A 19,443-nucleotide genomic window follows, 5' to 3' on the forward strand; every position below is an offset into this window, starting at 1 on the left:
CTTGATATCTATCGAGGGATCATAGATCGGTCAGAAGCCGGTCGCCAAGTGTCTTGAAAGGGAGTTTCGGTACGCGTCTCAGGCGCCGTCGAGCGGTTCCACGCCCTGCGGTTTGCCGGCGCGGTCGAGGCGGATCTTCTCGATGCGGTTTTCGGCAGCCGAAAGCAGCGTCTCGCAATGCTTCTTCAGCGCTTCGCCGCGCTCGTAGATCTCGATGGATTCATCCAGCGCCACGTCGCCGCGTTCGAGGCGCGCAACGATGCTTTCGAGTTCGGCAACCGCCTTTTCGAAGGAAAGGCCGGAAACCTCCGGCTTGGCGCTGTCAGTCATTCTCAACCCTTCATCATTCTCAGAATATGCATGCCCGCCGATTCGGCGAGTCCTTCCAGATCATACCCGCCTTCGAGCAGGCTGACGACCCGGTTATTGGCACTACGGTCGGCAACTTCGAGAAGCCGGCCTGTTGCCCAGTCGAAATCCTCGCCTGTCAGGTTGATCTGCGCCAATGGATCGCGGTGATGCGCATCGAAACCGGCCGAGATGATGATGAGGTCGGGCCGGAAATCGGTAAGCGCCGGCAGCACACGCGACTTGAAGGCCTCGCGAAAATGATCGCTGCCGACATTGGGCGAGAGCGGCGCATTGACGATGGTGCCATGCGCGCCATTCTCGTCCTTTGCCCCCGTGCCGGGATAGAGTGGCATCTGGTGGGTGGAGCAGAAAAGCACGGAAGGATCGTCCCAGAAAATATTCTGCGTGCCGTTCCCATGATGCACGTCCCAATCGACGATGGCCACACGTTCTGCGCCATGCGCCTTCTGCGCATGGCGGGCGGCAATCGCCGCATTGTTGAAGAAGCAGAAGCCCATGGCGGTCATCTTCTCGGCGTGATGTCCCGGCGGCCGGGCGGCAACAAACACATTGTCCGCCTTGCCGCGGAACACGTCGTCGACGGCGGCCATCGCCCCGCCGATGCCGGTCAGCGCCGCCTGCAGGCTCTTCTGGCTGGCATAGGTATCGGCTTCGAGCTGGTTGATCTTGTCTTCCTCTTCCGGGATCTGCCGCATGACGGCGATCAGGTGCTCTTCCGGATGGGCAAGCAGCACCGCATCCTCGTTTGCCTGAGGGGCTTGCTTGCGGTCCAGCCGCTCGAAGTTCGGATGCTCCAGCGCCACATTCAGCGCACGGATACGGTCGGAGCGCTCGGGATGGCCAGACGGCGTCACGTGCTCGAGAAAGATGGGATGTTCGTAAAGACGGGTGCTCATGTCGGCACTCTATCGGTCGTATATGTCATGATCCACACGAGATGGGGCACTCCCTGCCGATTTCAACAAGCCGCATAGCCGCAGTTAAGAGCCATGTGCCGGCGTTTACGCTATTTTAATTGTTTCGTTTACATCGCCGGACCCCGTGCTAGGGTCACAGTGATAACCTGCAAGGCAGACCAGTAAATGAGTAAGACGAACCGCCCGGACATGGTGGAATTGCGTGTGCCGTTTCGCGATGTCGATATGAACGGCCAGATGTTTCTGGCCTCCTATATTTCCTATGCGGAATCCGTACTTGCAGGTTTCTGGTCATTGAGACCCGGCGTAGAGGACGAGCCTGTTTACACTCCTGCCAAGGTGTCCTGCATCCTTCACCGGCCACTGCACTATCACGAGACTGTAACCTTCACTGCTGGCGTCGATAAGATCGGCGTCCGTTCCATCGGCTTCCTTATCGCTGCCGAGATCGAAGACGAGCGTGCCGCCGAGGTTGAGATTACCTGGCAGGCACGCAGCCGTGAGGACGGCGAGCCGGTCACGCTCCCCGAAGAGACGCGCGACTGGCTCTATGGTTTCCTGGATTAGGCGCGAACCGGCAGCAACGGATAGCCGACCATAACAGCCCGGCCAACAAGGGCCGCTACGAAGGCCTTGATGACGTCCCCAGGGACGTAGAAAAGGCTGCCGAGGAAGGCCTTCTGCAAGGTGACATCGGCCACGATAGCCGCAAAGACAATGCCAAATGGATAGAGCACGAAGATGCCGCCGATGACGGCAGCAAGGAAAAAGCTCACCGTCTGCACGAGGCCTGACTGTCCGGCGTTGACCAGCCGCTCGCTGAGGAAGCCTGTAACAAAAGCAGCGAACACCCAGCCATACAGGAAACCTGAGGTAGGGGCGACAAGGGCCGTCATTCCGCCGCGGCCGCCCGAAAGCACCGGTAGGTTCATTGCGACAAGCGCAATTACAATAAGCACTGCAATAGAGCCACGTTTCGCGCCAAGGACGACGCCTGCCATCATCACGCCGAGCGATTGTGCCGTAATCGGAACTGCGACAATACCGACATAAATAGGCGGCAACAGGCCGAGGGCCACGATGATCGCGGCGAAAAGAGCGGTAAGAACGAGGTCGCGCGTGCTCATCGTGATCTCCAATTCACAAAACGTTAACTGACATGCCGTCGAATGCCGCGTGCGTCAATTGCCGCAGCAACATTATCCGCATCCCTCAGCGTTAAAATGATGAGCGGGGTAAGGATCGTCGTCGGTCGCACTTTCAGCCCGCGAGCCGCATGTGCCTCGCTGATCGCATGGTAACGGGCAATGATCTCGGGCACGAAACGCAGCACGAGACCGACCGCCAAACCAACATCAGTGGCCTTCACCCAGCCGATGCGTTCCAGTGGCCGCACAAGCGTCGTTATCTCGTCCATGAACTGGGCGATCGTCGTTGTGGCCGTCACGGCGGCGGCAAACAGCATCAGCGCAGTCAGCCGTAGCAACGTTGCCAAAGCTTGATGCCACGGATTAACAATAAAGGTGACGAGCGCCACGAACGCGATTGTCAGGAAGATCGGTTTCAGCCGAGCGGCTGATTCCTTCTTCGGCATGCCGACGCTGCGATAGGCGAGCACGGTCAGCAGCATGACGACTGCGAGCAGCGGAATATTGTTGCTGATGAACAGCACTAAGCCGAGCAGGAAGAGCGAAAAGATCTTTGCCCGAGGCGAAAGCCGGTGCAGGGCGCTGTTGCCTTCGAGATAAAGTGACTGCATCAGGCCGCAAGCTCCCTGTAGTGGGCGATCGCTTCTGCTGCCGGCGCATCGGCCGCCAGCTTGCCTTCGTGGAACAGCAGCACTCGCCCGAAACCTGAAATCAATTCAAGATCATGGGTGATGACGACGACATTTTCTTCGAGCCCGTCGATGGTCTTCTGCACCAGAGCGCGGTTGCGCAGGTCGAGCTGGTTGGTTGGCTCGTCGAGGATAAGGATATCGGGACCCGTCGCCAGCACCGAGCAAAGCGCCGCAATCTGCAGCTCGCCGCCCGAAAGCTCATGCGCCCGGCGAGGAGCCAGTTCCTCGGCATTGAACCGGGCGAGCACCAGCTCGACCTTTTTCTCGATCTCCGCCTTTGTGAGGCCTCGGCCTTTCAGTCCGAAAGCGATGTCGTCCCTGACGATCGGCAGGATGATCTGGTTCTGCGGCGACTGGAAGATGAAGCCGACTTCGGCAAGCGCCGTCTTCTCGTCGCGCGTATCCCGTCCATTGACGATAACCTTGCCCGTGGTGGGTTTCATGAGCCCATTGACCATCCGCGCGAAAGTGGTCTTGCCGGAGCCATTGAGCCCGATGACGCCGAGGCGGTTTTCGGTGAGAGACAGCGTCAGCGGCTCGACCGCTACCCTTGCTCCGAAACTGGCGCCTGCGCTCTCGAAACGAATATCCAATTCTGGTCCCCGTGTTTGAATTCTCGCTTTTATAGAGCGCTGATGACCCGATAAAGGATCAAAATCAAATCGGCTGGAATATCGTATCGGGTGGCTAGGAAGATTTTCCGCGCTATGATGGCTGGATGACGAATCTGCTCTCCAATTCCGATGCCCGCCGTATCTTTCTCGCCAAGCAAGGTCTGAGCGCGCCTCCGAACCGCGCGTTGACCAAGGCCGGCTTGCTGGACCTCATTCATGATCTCGGCTTCGTGCAGGTGGACAGCATCCAGACGGTGGAGCGCGCCCATCACCAGATTCTCTTTTCCCGCAACCAGACCTACCGGCGCGAACACTTGACCGCGCTGTTGGAGAAGGATGGCTCGCTCTTCGAGCACTGGACGCACGATGCCTCCATCCTGCCCAGCGCCTTCTTCAAATATTGGAAGCACAAGTTCCTCGACGAGGAGAAGGCAATCATCGAGCGCTGGCGCAAATGGCGTGGCGAAGGCTTCGAAGCCTCCTTCGAGGAGACCTTTGAACGGGTAGTCAATAACGGCGCGATCCTGGCGCGCGACATGAAGGCGGACGGGCATGTTTCCGGCGGCTGGTGGAACTGGCACCCGAACAAGACGGCGCTCGAATATTTCTGGCGCACCGGCAAATTCGCGATCGCCGGCCGCTCCAATTTCCAGAAGATTTATGATCTCGCCGAACGCGTCATCCCTGCCGAATTCCACGAACCGGTGGTGAGCCGCGAGGAGTTCGTCGACTGGGCTTGTCGCAGCGCGCTTGCCCGTCTCGGCTTTGCCACGCACGGCGAAATCGCAGCCTTCTGGGATCTGCTCTCGCCGGATGAGGCAAAGGCGTGGGTGGCCGATCATCGGGATGAACTGATCGAGGTGCTGATCGAACCGGCCCTTGGCGGCAAGCCACGTTCCTCCTGGGCTTCAGCCGATTTCCTTGGTACGCTCGATGACTATCCGGAAGCACCGCCGCGAATCCGGGTGCTCAGCCCGTTTGACCCGATGATCCGGGACAGAAACCGGACAGAGCGACTGTTCGGTTTCTTCTACCGCATCGAAATCTTCGTCCCGGAGCCGAAGCGCGAATATGGCTACTACGTGTTTCCGCTTCTGGAAGGCGACAGGCTCATCGGCCGTATCGATATGAAGGCAGACCGCAAGAACGGCACGCTGGACGTCAAAAGGCTATGGCTGGAACCGCGTGTCAAGGCATCTGCCGGGCGACTCGAAAAGCTCGAGGCAGAACTGGAGCGTCTGGCGCGTTTCGCCGGCGTGGAGAAAGTCGTCTATCTGGACGGCTGGAAAGGATGATCCCTTCTCCTTGAGAGCAGAAGGGATCGCCGGTCAGCAGATCTCGGTGGTGGAAATCTTGATGCCGAAACCTTCCAGGCCGACATAGTGCCGCTCGCGGCTGGTCAGAAGCTTGATCGAGCTGACGCCAAGATCCTTCAGAATCTGTGCGCCGAGGCCGATTTCCAGCCATTCGCTGTCACGTGTCTGTGCCTCGACATGGGCCTCGCGGCCCTGATTGCGGGCCTTGCGGCCATTGTCGTAATGGCCGACGCCGACCGAGCCTTCACGCAGGTAGACGATGACGCCACGGCCCTGTTCGGCGATCTTCTGCATGTAGAAGTCGACCGGTTTGCGCTTGCCGAACAGATCGTCGGCGACGTTTTCCGGATGCAGACGCACCGGAATATCGACGCCGTCCCTGATATCGCCGAAGACGACGGCGAGATGCTGCATCGGATCCCAGGGTAGCGAATAGGTATGCGCCTTGGCCTTGCCGAACGGTGTTTCGATATCGAAGCTCGAGCCGAGCTCGATCAGTGTTTCCTTGCGCTGGCGATAGGCGATGAGGTCGGCGACCGACAGAAGCTTCAGCCCGTGCTGCTCGGCGAAATCCACGACCTGCGGGCCGCGCGTCACCGTGCCGTCGTCATTGACGAGTTCGGAGATGACGCCGATCGGCGGCAGGCCGGCAAGCTTGCAGAGATCGACTGCCGCTTCCGTATGTCCGGAGCGCATCAGCACGCCGCCTTCGCGGGAGACCAGCGGGAAAATGTGCCCCGGGCGGACGAAATCCGACGCGCCGACATTCGGGTTGGCAAGGTTGCGCACTGTCAGCGTGCGATCGTCGGCGGAAATGCCCGTCGTCGTACCGTGCTTGAAATCGACGGAAACGGTGAAGGCGGTGGTGTGCGCGGAATCGTTTTCCGCCACCATCGCGTTGAGGTTCAGTCGCTTGGCCTCTTCCTTCGGCATCGGCGCGCAGACGATGCCCGACGTGTGGCGCACGATGAAAGCCATCTTTTCCGGCGTCGCGTGCACGGCGGCGACGATCAGGTCGCCCTCGTTTTCACGATCATTGTCATCCATGACGACGACGATCTCGCCGGCTTCGAAAGCCCTGATAGCATCGACAACACGCTTCTGGTCATAAGGCATGGGACAAGTCCTATTTCAGCCGGCCGGTCTGGCCGCGGTCGCGAAGATAGTGGTCGGCAACGGCGCAGGCGATCATCGCCTCGCCGATCGGCACGGCACGGATGCCGACGCAGGGGTCATGACGGCCCTTGGTGCGGATATCGACATTCTTGCCGTCGGCATCGATCGACTGCCGTTCGGTGAGAATGGATGAGGTCGGCTTGACGGCGAAGCGGGCAATAACCGGCTGGCCGGTCGAAATCCCACCGAGAATGCCGCCGGCATTGTTGGACAGGAAAATCGGCTTGCCGTCATTGCCCATACGCATCTCGTCGGCATTGTCCTCGCCACTCGTTTCGGCGGCAGCAAAACCGTTGCCGATTTCTACGCCCTTCACGGCATTGATCGACATCAGCAGCGAAGCGATATCCTGGTCGAGCTTGCTGTAGATCGGTGCGCCGAGGCCGGCCGGCACGCCTTCGGCAATCACCTCGACGACGGCGCCGATCGAAGAGCCGGCCTTGCGGATGCCGTCGAGATACTCTTCCCAGACGGGCACGATCTCGGCATCGGGAGAGAAGAACGGGTTCTGCCCGACCTGATCCCAGTCCCAGTTGGCGCGGTTGATCTTGTGCTTGCCGATCTGCACAAGCGCGCCACGGATCGTGACACCGGGCACGACGAGCCGGGCAATGCCGCCTGCCGCAACGCGGGCTGCCGTCTCGCGGGCAGAGGACCGGCCGCCGCCACGATAGTCGCGGATGCCGTATTTCGTATCATAGGTATAGTCGGCATGGCCGGGGCGATACTGCCGGGCGATCTCACCGTAATCCTTGGAACGCTGGTCGGTATTCTCGATCAGCATGGAGATCGGCGTGCCGGTCGTAATCATCGTCTCGCCGTCGGCATCCATCATCACACCGGAGAGAACCTTTACCAGGTCGTCTTCGCGCCGCTGGGTGACGAAACGGCTCTGGCCGGGCTTGCGCTTGTCGAGCCAGACCTGCAGGTCCTCCAGCTTGAAGCGCAGTCCCGGAGGGCAGCCGTCGACGACGGCGCCGAGCGCCGGCCCGTGGCTTTCGCCCCAGGTGGTTACACGGAAGAGATGACCGAATGTATTGTGCGACATGTGTTCCCGCCGGATGCGCGGAGCCGGTCGTCACCGGCCGCGCCATTACTCAAAAAGGCGCGACACTCATAGGCCAAAAAACCGTTCAGGCAAAAGCCTTTCTTTGCGCCTGATGGTGCGATCGGGGAAATGGTATTTCGGAAGTTTGCCTTCGTGCGTCCGAATGGATGCACAGCGCTCTAGGATGCCAGCAGCCAGGCCGTGCCGCGCGCCTCGATGGCGAAATCATCGAAGGAGAGGGGGCGTGCGAAGGCGTAGCCCTGCAGGAGATCGCAGCCGAGATCGCGCAGCAATTCTGCGTGGGCGAGCGTCTCGACGCCCTCGGCCACTGTCTCCACGCCGAGCGAGCGGGCGATTTCGATGATGGAACTGACGAGCGCGCGCTCCTGCGAGGAGGCGACGATCGGCTTTACGAGCTGCCGGTCGATCTTCAGCCGTTTCGGCTTGAGCTTGAGCAGCGACACGATCGACGTGTGACCGGTACCGAAATCGTCGATTTCGATATCGATGCCGAGTGCCTTGATCCGTTCGAGATTATGCGAAACCACGTCCTCGCTTTCATCGAGGAAAATGGATTCCACCAGCTCGAAGGAAATTTCGCCTGGACGGATCTGCAGGCCTCCGAGCGATTCCAGAAGGCTGCCGTCATGCAGGCGCCGTGCCGAAACGTTGACGGAGATTTTCGGTATCAAGATGCCCTGTGCCGCCCAGCGCATCTTGTCGCGCAGCGCGGTCTCCAGCACGATGCGGTCGAGCGTCTGGACGACATTGATCTCGTCGGCAATGCGCAGGAACTTGTCCGGCGTGAGCAAGCCCTTGGAGGGATGGCGCCAGCGCACCAGCGCCTCGACACCGGTCAGCTTCATCGTACGGGCGCTGAACTGCGGCTGGTACCAGGCCGTGAACTCGCCGTTGTCGATCCCGGCCAGGATTTCATCAGCCGTGCGTTTATTGTTGATGATGTCGGCCTGCAGATTGTGGTTGAAGAATTCGAAGCGGTTGCGGCCGAGGCTCTTGGCCCGGTAGAGCGCGATGTCGGCATTGATCAGGACCTTGCGGGCGTCGACATGGATGCCGTTCGCCAGCGCAATACCGATCGACACACCACAGCGGCAGGGAAAGCCCTGGAAATCGATCGGCTGGCGCATTTCCTCGATGACGCGGCCGGCAAGCTCCGCCATCTCCTTATCGCCCACGTCGAAGGAGAGGATGACGAACTCATCGCCGCCGATACGCGCAACGACATCGCTGTCGCGCAGGCTTCTTGAAAGCACGCGTGAGGCATGCACCAGCATCGCGTCGCCGGCGGCATGCCCAAGCGTGTCGTTGATTTCCTTGAAGCGGTCGAGGTCGATATGCAGGATCGCGAATTTCTGCCGCTCGCCGCGGCCGGCATCCGTCAGGTTTTCCAGTGCGATATCAAGCTTGCGGCGATTGGCGAGCGAGGTTAGCGGGTCGTGCAGAGAGTTGTGCTCGATCCTGTTCTTGGCGAGTTCCAGCTCGATGTTTTTGGTGATCGCCTCATCCTTCGCGGCCTTGAGGCGCAGCGTCATCAACGCATCCTCGGTCGAATCAAAGGCAATGCCGATGATCTTCATCTCACCGGCCGGCGTGCGATGCACCTTGCCAACGGAACGCACGTAGCGCAGGCCGCCATTTTCATCCGGCACGCGGCAGACGAGCGTATGCGTGTCTCCGACTTGCTTGAAATGCCGGGCGCTTTCGAGCGCCAGTCCGCGATCATCGGGGTGGATGCAGGAGAGCCAGGCATCTTCGGTCACGAAGGCATTGCTCTGCTTCAATCCGTAGAGCTCGTGCATGCGTTCGTCCCAGATCGAGCCGCGCTTGCCGAGAATGGCTTCCCAGATGCCGCATTGATAGGAATCGAGCGCGAGGTCGAGCTTGCCGGAGAGTTCGGAAAGCTCCGCCTCGCGGCTCGAAAGTTCTTCCAGCGCGAGTTCCAGCTCGGCATTCTTGAGCTCGCTCGTTTCCTTGGCAAGGCGAAGCGTGTTGGTGACTTCCGCATCGGCTGTCACATCCCAGACGATGCCGATTGTTTTTCCCGTGCCACCGGCATCCGTATAGAAGGCGCCGATGGAGCGCAGGTGGCGGATCCGGCCGTCTTCCCGCATCACCCTGTACTGCGCGGTGCAGGCTTCTCCCGCGATGCTGCAGCCGAGGAAATGAACCTCGGCGATTTCGCGGTCTTCGGGCACGATCGTCGAAAGCCACACTTCCAGCGGCCGGCTGCCTTCGATCGACTTGAGGCCGTGAAGGGTGGATGCACGTGCGTCCCAGGAAAGGTTGGTGGCGTTCTCCTGCAACTCCCATATGCCGATGCGGGAAGATTCCAGCGCCAGGTTAAGGCGCTGCGACAGTTCGAGAAGTTTGGCTTCGCGGGCCTCGAGCTGCGTGATGTTACGGTTGCGTTCGCCGAGCAGCAGGGTCGCGAAAAAGATCGGGATGATGATCACGCAGCCCGCGGCGACGATGATCAATCGCAATTCATGCCGATTGCCGGGAACCGCGTGCCAGCCGTCGTTCGGCACTGCCGCCAGTTCCCATCGCCCGCCCGCGAAGCTCATCTTGCGGCGGAGCGGGTCCTTTTCGTAAATATTGGCGGGGCCGAAGAAGGGCGCAGCCGTCTCATTCGGAATGCCGATGTCGCGCACCGCGATCGAAAGATGGTCGAGATGCGGATAGCGCTCCTGATTTTCGCTGTTGCGCGCTGGCATCAGGCCGGTCGACTCGTAGAACATGTTTTGGTCTATGACCACCTCGACCGCGCCCCAGATGCGGCGCTGGCCGTTCTGTTTGACGAAAACCGGAAAGAAGATCGCGAAGGCGTTTTCTGCATCCGTCGTCTTGAAGGGGCCGTAGAAGCGTGCCGACTGGTCGCCGGCATTGCGGCTGATCGACATGCGCTCCATCAGCCGCTCGCGCACATCCTTGCCGATTCGGTCCTTGTCGGATTGCGCCGGATAGACCGATTTGACGATGAAATCGGGCGCGAGCGCAATATTGATGAAATGCGGGTTCTGGATCAGCAGCCAGTTGATCTGCCGCTCCATCTCCGCCTCGTTCGTCTGCGTGCTGAGCGAGATCAGGTTGGAAAGGTCGCGGACGGCGGTGATATCCATATTGATCTGCGCCATCACGCGGGCACGGATCAGGTTGGTCTCGTTTTCAGTACGGATGTGCAGCTCGCGCAGATAGGCAGCAGTATTCGCGCGGTCGAGTGCAAAGCCGACGGCAATAACGACGATGGCCACGATGGCGGAAACCAGCAGAGAGACGCGCGTATTCTTCAGAACACGCCGCAGCTGGTTGCCGTTGCTCAGCCGGAATTGCAAATCACACACCCCTACATTCGCGCCGACTTTAGGGGGCAGGGGTTAATTTACGATTGCGCGCATTCGCGGCCGCTAAATCACGTAAACAGAGAGAAAAAGACGGTTAAACAGGCCTCTTGATTATCCGTAAAATCCTATTCATCAATTGGGCGCCGAAAGCCATTCTTCCGGGCAATTTTCGCCATATTCAGGAGTTTATCTGTGGCCACTCGATATTCATGGCAGCGCTTAAAGGGGATTGCCGACATGCGTTTCGTTATTGCTACGCTTCTGGCGACGGCAAATTTTCTTTCGCCCATGAGCAGTTTTGCCGAGAGTGCCGATGTCGAGGCGACGATCAAGAAGGTCGACACTACCAATCTCGTCCTGACGCTGGATGACGGCAAGACCTATCAGGCGCCCGAGGAATTCGATTTCGAAGGCCTGAAGGCCGGCGTCAAGGTTGTGATCTTCTATACGGAAGTCGACGGCAAGCGCGTCATCAACGATCTCGACATCGTCAAGTAAGCAAGGATCTGCAGGATCAGATCCAGCCGATCTGGCCTCGCGACGTCTCGATCTTCAAAATCCGGTCCTGCGGGATTTCGCCTTCGGACGCGACATCCTTGGGAAGGTTGGAGATTAGCTTGAACAGACTTCTGATGACGCCGCCATGGGTGACGCAAACGGTTGGCCGGTCGACTGAATTCAGCCATGCGCCTGTTCGCCACGACATGATCTCGTAGCTTTCCGCATCCTCGCCCGGCGGAATGAAATCCCACTTGTTGATGTTGCGTTCCGTCACTCGCTCGCCCTGAGAGACCCTGAGCTGCTTTATCGTATAGCCTTCCCAGTCGCCAAAGGAGACTTCGACCAGGCGTTCGTCGGTTCGATAGTCCTTGGGCGGAAGCCTCATGGCTGATCGCATGATCTCCATGGTCTCGCGCGTGCGCCCGAGCGGGCTTGCGACGAAATCGAATTCCGTATCCTCGCCCTTCAGGACCGCCGCAAGGGCGATCCCGTTCTGTCTTGCCTGTTCGCGGCCGATCGCATTGATCGGAATATCCTTCTGGCCCTGCAGGCGGCGTTCCGCATTCCAGTCGGTCTGGCCGTGTCTGATCACATAGATAAGCACGGGGATCGGCTCCGCTTTGCAGGTAAGGACGCTCAGTCCTTGATGACGGAAATATCAGGCGCGTCCACAGCCTTCATGCCGATGACATGATAGCCGCTGTCGGCGTGATGCACTTCACCCGTCACGGAACGCGACAGGTCCGAGAGCAGGTAGAGGCCGACATCGCCCACTTCCTCGATGGTCACGGTACGACGCAGCGGCGCGTTATACTCGTTCCACTTGAGGATGTAGCGGAAATCGCCGATGCCGGAGGCCGCAAGCGTCTTGATCGGGCCTGCCGAAACGGCGTTGACGCGGATGTTCTTCGGTCCGAGGTCGACGGCGAGATATTTGACGCTCGCTTCGAGTGCCGCCTTGGCAACGCCCATGACGTTGTAGTTCGGCATCACCTTCTCGGCACCGTAATAGGTGAGCGTGAGCATCGAACCGCCTTCCGTCATCAGCTTCTCGGCGCGGCGCGCGACCGACGTGAAGGAGTAGACGGAGATCTGCATGGTCTTGGTGAAATTGTCAGGCGTCGTATCGACGTAACGGCCGGTCAGCTCGTCCTTGTCGGAGAAACCGATCGCATGCACGATGAAATCGATCTTGCCCCACAGCTTCTCGACGTTTTCGAAAACGGCATCGATCGTCGATTCGTCGCTGACGTCGCAATGGCCGACCATGACGGCGCCGATTTCGGCAGCCAGGGGCTCCACGCGCTTCTTCAGGGCATCGCCCTGATAGGTGAATGCAACTTCTCCGCCCTGCGCATGAATGGCCTTGGCAATACCCCACGCAATCGAACGATTGTTGGCGACACCCATGATGACGCCGCGTTTGCCTGCCATGAGGCCGGATGCTTGAGCCATATTTCGCTTCCCTAGGAATTCTGATGATCCTGCCTATGGCATAGGCCGTTAATCGGTTCAAGCAGGCCCAAGATCATCAACTGTTAGGCATCGTAACAAAGGGTGCGATTGTCACCAAAATTTCATAGAAATAGCCCTTCACGCATGCTGCGCATGAGATCGGTGACCTTATCGTCAGGTTTTTCCCACAACATAATGCGCAATTCGACGACGAGATCGCCTTTTCCACCGCTGTCGTTGGGCAGCCCCTGGTCGGGAATGCGGATCGTCTTGTCGGAACCGGACCAGGCGGGGACCGTTACATTGACCGGTCCCTGCGGACCATCGACGCGCGCTTCGGTGCCAAGCACTGCGTTCTCGATGTTGAGCGGCAGCACGGCATGCACGTCGAAACCATCGACGGTGAATCTCGGATCGGGCGCGATATGGATGTTGATGACGGCATCGCCGCGTTGCATGCCCGGCAACTTGAATCCCTGGCCCTTGAGCCGGACCTGATGGCCTTCGGTCGTGCCGGCTGGCAGGGCAAAGCCGACTTCACGGCCTTCCGGAAGGGAAACCGTCGTCCAGCTGCCCCTCATGATGTCTTCGATCGTCACGGTGGCAGTTGCCACCTCATCCGGTGCTTTTTCAGGGCCTGGCTGACCGGTGCCGGTGAAGCGGCGCACCAGCGAGGTCAGAAGGCTGAGCGGCAGGGACATGTTGACGCCAGTGCCGGTCGTGGCCTCCGTCTGCTCATCCTCCGCCCTGGCGGTTTCGGATTCTGCTGTATCCTGTTCCGGCTGCCTGGCCGCCTCGGCTGCATGCGGCTTGGCCTGTGCCTGCTGGGAGTGCGCCTGCTGAGAGTATGCTTGCTGTGTCTGCGGTTGCGCCTGTGCGCCGGCGCTGCGGGTCGCTTGTGCGCCAAAGATGCGCTCGACCATCTCTTCTGCCGCTTCGGTCGAGCCTGCCTGCTGCTGCTGCTTGGCACCTGCCGCTGCGGCCTTCTGTGCACTGGCATTGGCGCGTGCAAGCTCTTCCATCACCCGCTCGGCATTGGCCTGAGCGGCCTTGGCGCGGGCGGCAGCCTCACGCGCAGCTTGACGCTGCTGCATGATCGTCTGCTCCTGCTTCTTTGCTTCAGCCATGCGTACGGCGCTGTCGAAGAGATTGCGCTTTCGCGGATCTTTCAGTGTTTCATAGGCGCGGCCGATCTCAGCGAAACGCGCGGTGGCCGTGGGGTCGCCCTGATTGTGATCGGGATGCACGGCCTTGGCCATGTTGCGCCAGGCCGCCTTGATTTCGTCCGCATCCGCGTCGCGCTTGACGCCCAGAACCTTATATGGATCACGCATTGTTCGCACCGCCGCTGTCGCAATCCGGGAGGCATCTTCCTCGTGGCGCTCCCGGAAACCGAATCTCAACTCATGACGCGCCTCCCGGTTCACGACAGGAAAGCACGCTCGTCGGCAGATCGTGCGGGAGAGTTGCTAATCACTTCTTATTTCCGAAGCTGGATATGGGGTGTTTTGCCGCTAATGGTTAGTCTTTCACTAAACATTGAAGCGAATCGGCACGCCGCATTAACCCTGAAGTTTCAGGGTGGCCAACGCCGCAAAACGGGTAAAGGAGCGGATCAGCTTTCCGGCTGGAAGCTCAGAAGCTGCCAGTTTCCGCCGCCGACAAGGCAGGTCTTGCCGTAGAATTTGGCGATACCGACATAGGAATGGCGTGTCGTGCGGAATTGCCGGCAGACCTGACCGGCATCATTATTCTCGACGATCGTGTCGATGACGCCGGCGCTGCCGGTCGAGGCATTGGCCCAGGGAAGCGGCTGCCCCTCGAGTTTCTGGATATCGGCCGACGTCACGGCGTTGCGCACCGTCATTTCGTCGGAAAGCGTATCAGTGCTCGGGGCGGGCTGTGGCACCGTGCCGGTCGCAACCGAACGATCCACCTTTGCAGAGCTCAGGAAGTCGAACCCCCCGGTCATGCAGCCGGAAAGTGACAGGATCGCAATACCGACGATGGAGAGTCTGACGCTGCGGCGCAGCGAACCCTTTGTATGGCGATGTGTCTTTGCTATGACTTCCACCCTGCATCCTTCCCCAGTCTGAGAGGCTGGGTCAGTTTTTAGAAACCTCGGGATTTGAATTAATATGTCGGCAAACGGGTTAACAGCTGGTGACTTTACGGAAAGTGAAGAGCCCTTCAAGCTCTTTGGGGAGTGGCTGAAGGAGGCGGAGGCTTCCGAACTCAACGACCCCAATGCTGTCGCGCTCGCGACGGTCGATGAAGATGGGCTGCCCAATGTCCGCATGGTTCTCCTGAAGGGTTTCGATACTGACGGATTCGTCTTCTACACGAATTTCGAGAGTCAGAAAGGTCGCGAAATCTTGGGACAGAAGAAAGCTGCCATGTGTTTCCACTGGAAAACGCTGCGCCGTCAGGTGCGCGTTCGCGGCCCTGTCGGACTGGTCACCGACGCAGAGGCCGACGCCTACTTTGCGACCCGTGCCCGCGGCAGCCGCATCGGCGCCTGGGCTTCCAAGCAGTCGCGCCCGCTCGAAAGCCGTTTTGCCCTGGAGAAGGCGGTTGCCGAATACACCACGCGCTACGCCATCGGCGATATTCCGCGCCCGTCTTACTGGTCTGGTTTCCGGATCCGCCCGACCTCGATCGAGTTCTGGAAAGACCAGAAGTTCCGGCTGCACGACCGGATCGAATTCCGCCGGCCGACGCCCGAGGGGGGCTGGGACAAGGTGCGGATGTACCCGTAAAGAACCTATTTCCCAAGCAGTTTCAATGGAATGCCTGATGCCAGCGCCGAAACATAGCGTGACCTCTGGTAAAAGCCGTTGAGCGAGATACGCGGCATATAGGTGGGCTGGCTTGCTGCCGGAAAGCCCGGCTGTGTTGTCACGGCTACGGCAAAGCCGAGCTTTGCCGCAAGCTCCGCTTCACGGCCCTTTGTTGCCTCCTTCGTCCCATAGGGAAAAGCGATTGTCCGGGGACGAATGCCTGTGATCGACTCTACATAATCTGCCGAGATTTCCATCTCGATCCGGGCTTCGGCATGCGGCAGGCGGGCAAGTGCCCTGTGGCTGATAGTATGGGCGCCGAGACTGGCGAGCGGGCTTGCCGAAAGCTTGCGCAGCTCCTGCGGTCCCATGACCAGTTCCCGCGGAATGTCGAGCGGCTCGATCCCGTGGCGCCGCGCCAGCGCATCCACCGCGGCGAGGGCGCGGCTCTCGTCCTGCCTGTGGATAAACTCGGCAAGCCTGTCGAAGGCGTCCCATTTCCGGACGAGCGTATCGAGCGCCAGTCTCTCCCTGCCGCGGCCGAAATTGAACTCGATGCTATTTTCCCTGTTAAGCAGCAGTGCCAGCGTTTCCCACCAGATGCTGTGCGAGCCCTCGGCAAAGCCCTGCGCTATGAAAATGGTAAAGGGCGCCTGATGCCGTTCGAAGACGGGCAGGGCATGGATCAGATTGTTGCGATACCCGTCATCCAGTGTGAAAGCGGCGAACAGGCGATCGTCCTGCGGGTCCGACAACAGGGAGGGCACCGCATCGAGCGGCACGAAACGATAGCCGATCCGTCTCAGGCGCCGGAGCGTTGAATCCAGAAATTCTGGTGTTATTTCAAGGTGCTGGTTCGGTTCGAACGGTTGGACGATATGCGGACGCACATGATGGAGCGTGAAGATGACGCCGCGTCCGCGGGCCTCCTTCATGAGCCCGGCAGCGCTCGCCAGCCATGCCGCTTCCAGCCCGCCGCCGATCGCGATGCGCTTCAGCCGCCGCTTCCACTGCCCCATTTTTCCCGTGACCCCGCTTTGTAATCGTGTCACACAGGCTACCAATGCCGCCGTTAAACCTTGCTGAATCCCGGAGGGAAAACGAGTTGTTGACCGGCTGTTAACCAAGCGAAACAAAAGCTTGGAAAAAACTTGGGCGTTGCCTCAAAGTCGCGCCAGATTATGGGCATCTGTCACAATACGGGACATAATTCCGGTTGTAGCGACTCGCCGGGTATAATGAGGGGAAGTGCATGAGAAGGCTTTTGGCTGCCATTTTGACCGCGTCGCTGGCACTTTCTGCACCCGTTGCGGCCTTCGCCGGCAGCGCTTCCCTCGTCCTCGATGCCCGTACCGGCAAGGTTCTCGCCTCCGAAAACGGTGATACGCTGAACCATCCGGCTTCGCTGACGAAGATGATGACGCTCTACCTCACCTTCGAGGCGCTCAATCGCGGCAAGATCACCTGGGATACACCGATCACCATGTCGAAATATGCTGCCTCCCGTCCGCCGACAAAGCTCGGCGTGAAGGCCGGCGGCACGATCACGGTGCGCGAGGCGGTCTATGGCATGATCGTCAAATCAGCCAATGATGCGGCGGCCGCCATGGGTGAGAAGCTCGGCGGCTCGGAAAGCAATTTCGCCAGGCTCATGACCCAGAGGGCCCGTCAGCTCGGCATGGGCCGCACGGTCTTCGTCAATGCGTCCGGCCTGCCGGACAAGCGTCAGGTCACGACCGCGCGCGATATGTCCACGCTCGCCGTGGCGCTGATGAAGAACTATCCAGGCGAATATCGCCTCTTCTCCATCGCGAGCTTCAATTTCCGTGGCCAGACCATCCGCGGCCACAACAATCTCATGTACCGCTATCAGGGCATGGACGGTATCAAGACCGGCTATACCAATGCCTCCGGTTTCAACATTGTCAGCGCCGTGAAGGACGGTAGCCGCCGCGTGGTCGGCGTGGTGCTCGGCGGCCGCACGGCCCGCAGCCGCGATGCCAAGATGGCCGGATTGTTCGACCGCTACATGGGCAGAGCCTCCTCCGGTGGCGCCAGCTTGACTGCAAGCATCAATGCCAAGCAGCAGGTCGAGGTCGCCTCGGCTGCGGAGCAGACGGATGTTCCCGTGCCGGCGAACGCGCCGCGCGTTGCGGACGAGGCAGCGGCACCCGCACCGAAGGCGCTTGGCTTTGCCAATGACGGAGTTGTCCCGCTTGAGCGCCCGGCGGCAATGGACGAAATCATGAATGCCGGCAAGGCACCGAAAGCGCCGGCCGGCAAGGCAGGCGGCTGGCAAATCCAGATCTCCGCTGCCCCGAGCGCCGATGCTGCCCGCGCGCTCCTCGCGCAGGCCCAGTCCGAGGCCGGTGCGCCACTGGTTTCCGCCTCGCCCTACACGGAAGCTGTCGGCAAGGGCGCCAATGCGATTTATCGCGCCCGTTTCATTGGCTTCCAGAGCAAGGAAGACGCGACCTCTGCCTGCGACGCCCTGAAGAAGCGCTCCTACGACTGCATGCTGTTGCCGAACCAGGGCTGAGCCGCGGCTCGCTCTGGACAAACTTCGGGAATCGGCGCTCTCCTGGTAAACAAAAGGAGAACGTCATGCTGCAACGGCTCGCCGACCAGTTCGAGACCTCATCGTCCGCCTACGCCGCCGCCAATGACATCGAGCGCGATGCCGATTGGTTTCTGCTGAAGCTGCAGGAGGAAATGGGAGAACTGACCCAGGCCTGGAACCGCCTGACCGGCCGCGGCCGTGCCAAAGGCCGTTCGCCCGAGGAGATGGAGCGCGACCTGGCCGACGAGACTGCCGATATTCTCGGCCATGTCCTGCTCTTTGCTCGGCGTCACGAGGTGGATCTCGCCGCCGCAATCGAGCGGAAATGGAAATTCAAGCCTTCGGCGCAGTAACGTTTCCTGCTTCACGTCTTCGAGCGATCCACCATCGGCATTGTTCTTCCGTATAGCCGAGCAGACGCCCCAGGCGATATTCGCTTTCGTCCGCCCAAAGTCTTCCGCTCATCAGCTCGGCGTAGGCATCGAACCGCCATTCTTCACTGGGCAGTGCATAGAGTATGCAAATCAGGACAAACTTGCCCTGAACGAATGGCTTCACCCGTTCGATGATTGCACCGCTATCGACGTAGGGCTGAAAGTAGCCTCGGACCTTCTCCAAAATCCCCGAGTTTTCTTCGTCCGAAAACGCTGCGAATGGCTTGCGGCCATCCAGCATCAGGGCGAGCTCGAAGTTAGTATGGACCAGATATGGCACGCTATCGATCCATCCCCCTCGGGCGAGCACGACCTCACCCTCCGGTTCGGGAGAGGAGAGGGCCAGCGCCGAGGAGAGTCCGTGCAGTTCGCTTTTCTCAAGGTAGAAGAGATGGTGTGCCAGTTCGGATGTTTCGACGTCGAGAATGGCTGCAACAGCCTCCATCGGAGCCTCGAAGCGCATTTCATGCGCTGAGCAGCCCGTCTCAGGCGACAGGAATTTCAGCAGAAATGTCTCCATTGCCAAGCAGCGCCCCATGGGCTTGATGTTCTATTGCTTGAGGTTAGCCTATATTGTCCGCCGATAGAACTTGCTGTCGACGGCCATTCGCGGAAACGCTCGCGGCAGGTCCTTGCTGGCGATCTCGGAGAAACCGTTCTTCTCATAGAACCGGTGCGCGGCGACGAACTTGTCCGTCGTGCCGAGGAAGATGTCGGTGACGCCGACTTTGCCGGCATGGGCAAAAAGCGCTTCGAGCAGCCGGGCGGCCACACCGTGTTCGCGGCCCCGCACCTCGGCGGCCACGAACATCTTTCGCAGGGCCGCCTGGTTGTTGCCGATATCCTTGAGGCCGAGCGTGCCGACGACGGCACCATCCTTGACCGCCACCCAGAACTGGCCCTTGCCGGACTGGTAGAAATCCGGAATGACGCGCAGGTCCGGCTGCGTGTCGGCGGTGATGTCGATGCCGAATTCTTCGCGCTGGATCGGCAGGATGACCGAAATCACGCCATCGGCATCGTCAGGAGCGAAGGTTCTGATCTCGATTTCGGCCATGATCGCACCGC

The 19,443-nt window shown here is 59.9% G+C and carries 21 protein-coding genes; 6 read left to right on the forward strand and 15 right to left on the reverse strand.

What is annotated here, in order from left to right; translation table 11 throughout:
• Positions 1-78: 78 nt before the first annotated feature.
• Positions 79-330, reverse strand: a complete 252-nt coding sequence (locus FHX06_RS21980; protein WP_003545921.1) for an exodeoxyribonuclease VII small subunit — start codon at positions 328-330, stop codon at positions 79-81.
• Positions 331-332: 2 nt separating this feature from the next.
• On the reverse strand, positions 333-1,268 hold the full coding sequence (locus FHX06_RS21985) for a histone deacetylase family protein (protein WP_183880853.1): 936 nt from the start codon (positions 1,266-1,268) through the stop codon (positions 333-335).
• 186 nt (positions 1,269-1,454) lie between these two features.
• On the opposite strand from FHX06_RS21985, the gene FHX06_RS21990 reads away from it, so the two are divergent.
• The gene (locus FHX06_RS21990) at positions 1,455-1,856 is read left to right on the forward strand and encodes an acyl-CoA thioesterase (RefSeq protein ID WP_112542933.1); all 402 of its coding nucleotides are present in this window, start codon (positions 1,455-1,457) and stop codon (positions 1,854-1,856) included.
• Here FHX06_RS21990 and FHX06_RS21995 read toward each other — a convergent pair.
• The 3 genes from FHX06_RS21995 to FHX06_RS22005 are packed head-to-tail and all read right to left on the reverse strand — an operon-like array spanning position 1,853 to position 3,722.
• Positions 1,853-2,416 carry a biotin transporter BioY gene (locus FHX06_RS21995; protein WP_113145800.1) on the reverse strand — a complete coding sequence of 188 codons (564 nt, stop codon included), beginning with the start codon at positions 2,414-2,416 and terminating at the stop codon, positions 1,853-1,855. The genes FHX06_RS21990 and FHX06_RS21995 overlap by 4 nt on opposite strands.
• A gap of 23 nt (positions 2,417-2,439) precedes the next feature.
• Entirely contained in the window at positions 2,440-3,048 is a 609-nt protein-coding gene (locus FHX06_RS22000; protein ID WP_113015024.1) for an energy-coupling factor transporter transmembrane component T family protein, read from the reverse strand.
• Positions 3,048-3,722: an energy-coupling factor ABC transporter ATP-binding protein gene (locus FHX06_RS22005; protein WP_183880855.1), complete on the reverse strand. Its 675-nt coding sequence runs from the start codon at positions 3,720-3,722 to the stop codon at positions 3,048-3,050. The genes FHX06_RS22000 and FHX06_RS22005 overlap by 1 nt, the downstream gene beginning before the upstream one ends.
• A gap of 125 nt (positions 3,723-3,847) precedes the next feature.
• Here FHX06_RS22005 and FHX06_RS22010 point away from each other — a divergent pair, with 125 nt between their 5' ends.
• Positions 3,848-5,038, forward strand: coding sequence for a winged helix-turn-helix domain-containing protein (locus FHX06_RS22010; protein WP_183880857.1), 1,191 nt, complete (start codon positions 3,848-3,850; stop codon positions 5,036-5,038).
• A gap of 33 nt (positions 5,039-5,071) precedes the next feature.
• Here FHX06_RS22010 and ribB read toward each other — a convergent pair whose 3' ends face one another.
• The 3 genes from ribB to FHX06_RS22025 form a co-directional block, all read right to left on the reverse strand.
• Positions 5,072-6,175: a 3,4-dihydroxy-2-butanone-4-phosphate synthase gene (gene ribB / locus FHX06_RS22015; protein WP_112971078.1), complete on the reverse strand. Its 1,104-nt coding sequence runs from the start codon at positions 6,173-6,175 to the stop codon at positions 5,072-5,074.
• 10 nt (positions 6,176-6,185) lie between these two features.
• On the reverse strand, positions 6,186-7,283 hold the full coding sequence (gene aroC, locus FHX06_RS22020; RefSeq protein ID WP_113145804.1) for a chorismate synthase: 1,098 nt from the start codon (positions 7,281-7,283) through the stop codon (positions 6,186-6,188).
• A 179-nt stretch (positions 7,284-7,462) separates the two neighbouring features.
• On the reverse strand, positions 7,463-10,636 hold the full coding sequence (locus FHX06_RS22025) for an EAL domain-containing protein (RefSeq protein WP_183880859.1): 3,174 nt from the start codon (positions 10,634-10,636) through the stop codon (positions 7,463-7,465).
• A 246-nt stretch (positions 10,637-10,882) separates the two neighbouring features.
• On the opposite strand from FHX06_RS22025, the gene FHX06_RS22030 reads away from it, so the two are divergent.
• Positions 10,883-11,143: a DUF1344 domain-containing protein gene (locus FHX06_RS22030; RefSeq protein WP_112542941.1), complete on the forward strand. Its 261-nt coding sequence runs from the start codon at positions 10,883-10,885 to the stop codon at positions 11,141-11,143.
• A gap of 16 nt (positions 11,144-11,159) precedes the next feature.
• Here FHX06_RS22030 and FHX06_RS22035 read toward each other — a convergent pair whose 3' ends face one another.
• The 4 genes from FHX06_RS22035 to FHX06_RS22050 all read right to left on the reverse strand — a co-directional run bounded on the left by FHX06_RS22035 (position 11,160) and on the right by FHX06_RS22050 (position 14,675).
• Positions 11,160-11,750 (reverse strand): histidine phosphatase family protein, encoded by a 591-nt coding sequence (locus tag FHX06_RS22035; protein WP_113213033.1) that lies wholly within the window; start codon positions 11,748-11,750, stop codon positions 11,160-11,162.
• 32 nt (positions 11,751-11,782) lie between these two features.
• Complete coding sequence (fabI, locus tag FHX06_RS22040; RefSeq protein ID WP_112542943.1) at positions 11,783-12,601, reverse strand: enoyl-ACP reductase FabI; 819 nt, start codon at positions 12,599-12,601, stop codon at positions 11,783-11,785.
• 122 nt (positions 12,602-12,723) lie between these two features.
• Positions 12,724-13,935, reverse strand: a complete 1,212-nt coding sequence (locus tag FHX06_RS22045) for a DnaJ C-terminal domain-containing protein (protein ID WP_112542944.1) — start codon at positions 13,933-13,935, stop codon at positions 12,724-12,726.
• A gap of 281 nt (positions 13,936-14,216) precedes the next feature.
• On the reverse strand, positions 14,217-14,675 hold the full coding sequence (locus FHX06_RS22050) for an RT0821/Lpp0805 family surface protein (protein ID WP_112542945.1): 459 nt from the start codon (positions 14,673-14,675) through the stop codon (positions 14,217-14,219).
• Between the two features lie 64 nt (positions 14,676-14,739).
• Between FHX06_RS22050 and pdxH the strand changes: the two genes are divergently transcribed.
• Positions 14,740-15,360: a pyridoxamine 5'-phosphate oxidase gene (gene pdxH, locus FHX06_RS22055; protein WP_183880861.1), complete on the forward strand. Its 621-nt coding sequence runs from the start codon at positions 14,740-14,742 to the stop codon at positions 15,358-15,360.
• A gap of 5 nt (positions 15,361-15,365) precedes the next feature.
• Here pdxH and FHX06_RS22060 read toward each other — a convergent pair whose 3' ends face one another.
• Positions 15,366-16,400 carry a polysaccharide deacetylase family protein gene (locus FHX06_RS22060; protein WP_183880863.1) on the reverse strand — a complete coding sequence of 345 codons (1,035 nt, stop codon included), beginning with the start codon at positions 16,398-16,400 and terminating at the stop codon, positions 15,366-15,368.
• A 233-nt stretch (positions 16,401-16,633) separates the two neighbouring features.
• On the opposite strand from FHX06_RS22060, the gene FHX06_RS22065 reads away from it, so the two are divergent.
• Both FHX06_RS22065 and FHX06_RS22070 read left to right on the forward strand, forming a co-directional pair.
• The gene (locus tag FHX06_RS22065; RefSeq protein ID WP_113015017.1) at positions 16,634-17,920 is read left to right on the forward strand and encodes a D-alanyl-D-alanine carboxypeptidase family protein; all 1,287 of its coding nucleotides are present in this window, start codon (positions 16,634-16,636) and stop codon (positions 17,918-17,920) included.
• Positions 17,921-17,985: 65 nt separating this feature from the next.
• On the forward strand, positions 17,986-18,294 hold the full coding sequence (locus FHX06_RS22070) for a pyrophosphatase (RefSeq protein ID WP_112971070.1): 309 nt from the start codon (positions 17,986-17,988) through the stop codon (positions 18,292-18,294).
• On the opposite strand, the gene FHX06_RS22075 is transcribed toward FHX06_RS22070, so the two are convergent.
• Together FHX06_RS22075 and FHX06_RS22080 are read right to left on the reverse strand one after the other, a co-directional pair.
• The gene (locus FHX06_RS22075; RefSeq protein WP_183880865.1) at positions 18,275-18,901 is read right to left on the reverse strand and encodes a hypothetical protein; all 627 of its coding nucleotides are present in this window, start codon (positions 18,899-18,901) and stop codon (positions 18,275-18,277) included. The genes FHX06_RS22070 and FHX06_RS22075 overlap by 20 nt on opposite strands.
• Positions 18,902-18,943: 42 nt before the next feature.
• Positions 18,944-19,432 (reverse strand): GNAT family N-acetyltransferase, encoded by a 489-nt coding sequence (locus FHX06_RS22080; RefSeq protein WP_183880867.1) that lies wholly within the window; start codon positions 19,430-19,432, stop codon positions 18,944-18,946.
• Between the last annotated feature and the right edge of the window lie 11 nt (positions 19,433-19,443).

Source organism: Rhizobium sp. BK512, assembly GCF_014194915.1.
Taxonomy (GTDB): domain Bacteria; phylum Pseudomonadota; class Alphaproteobacteria; order Rhizobiales; family Rhizobiaceae; genus Rhizobium.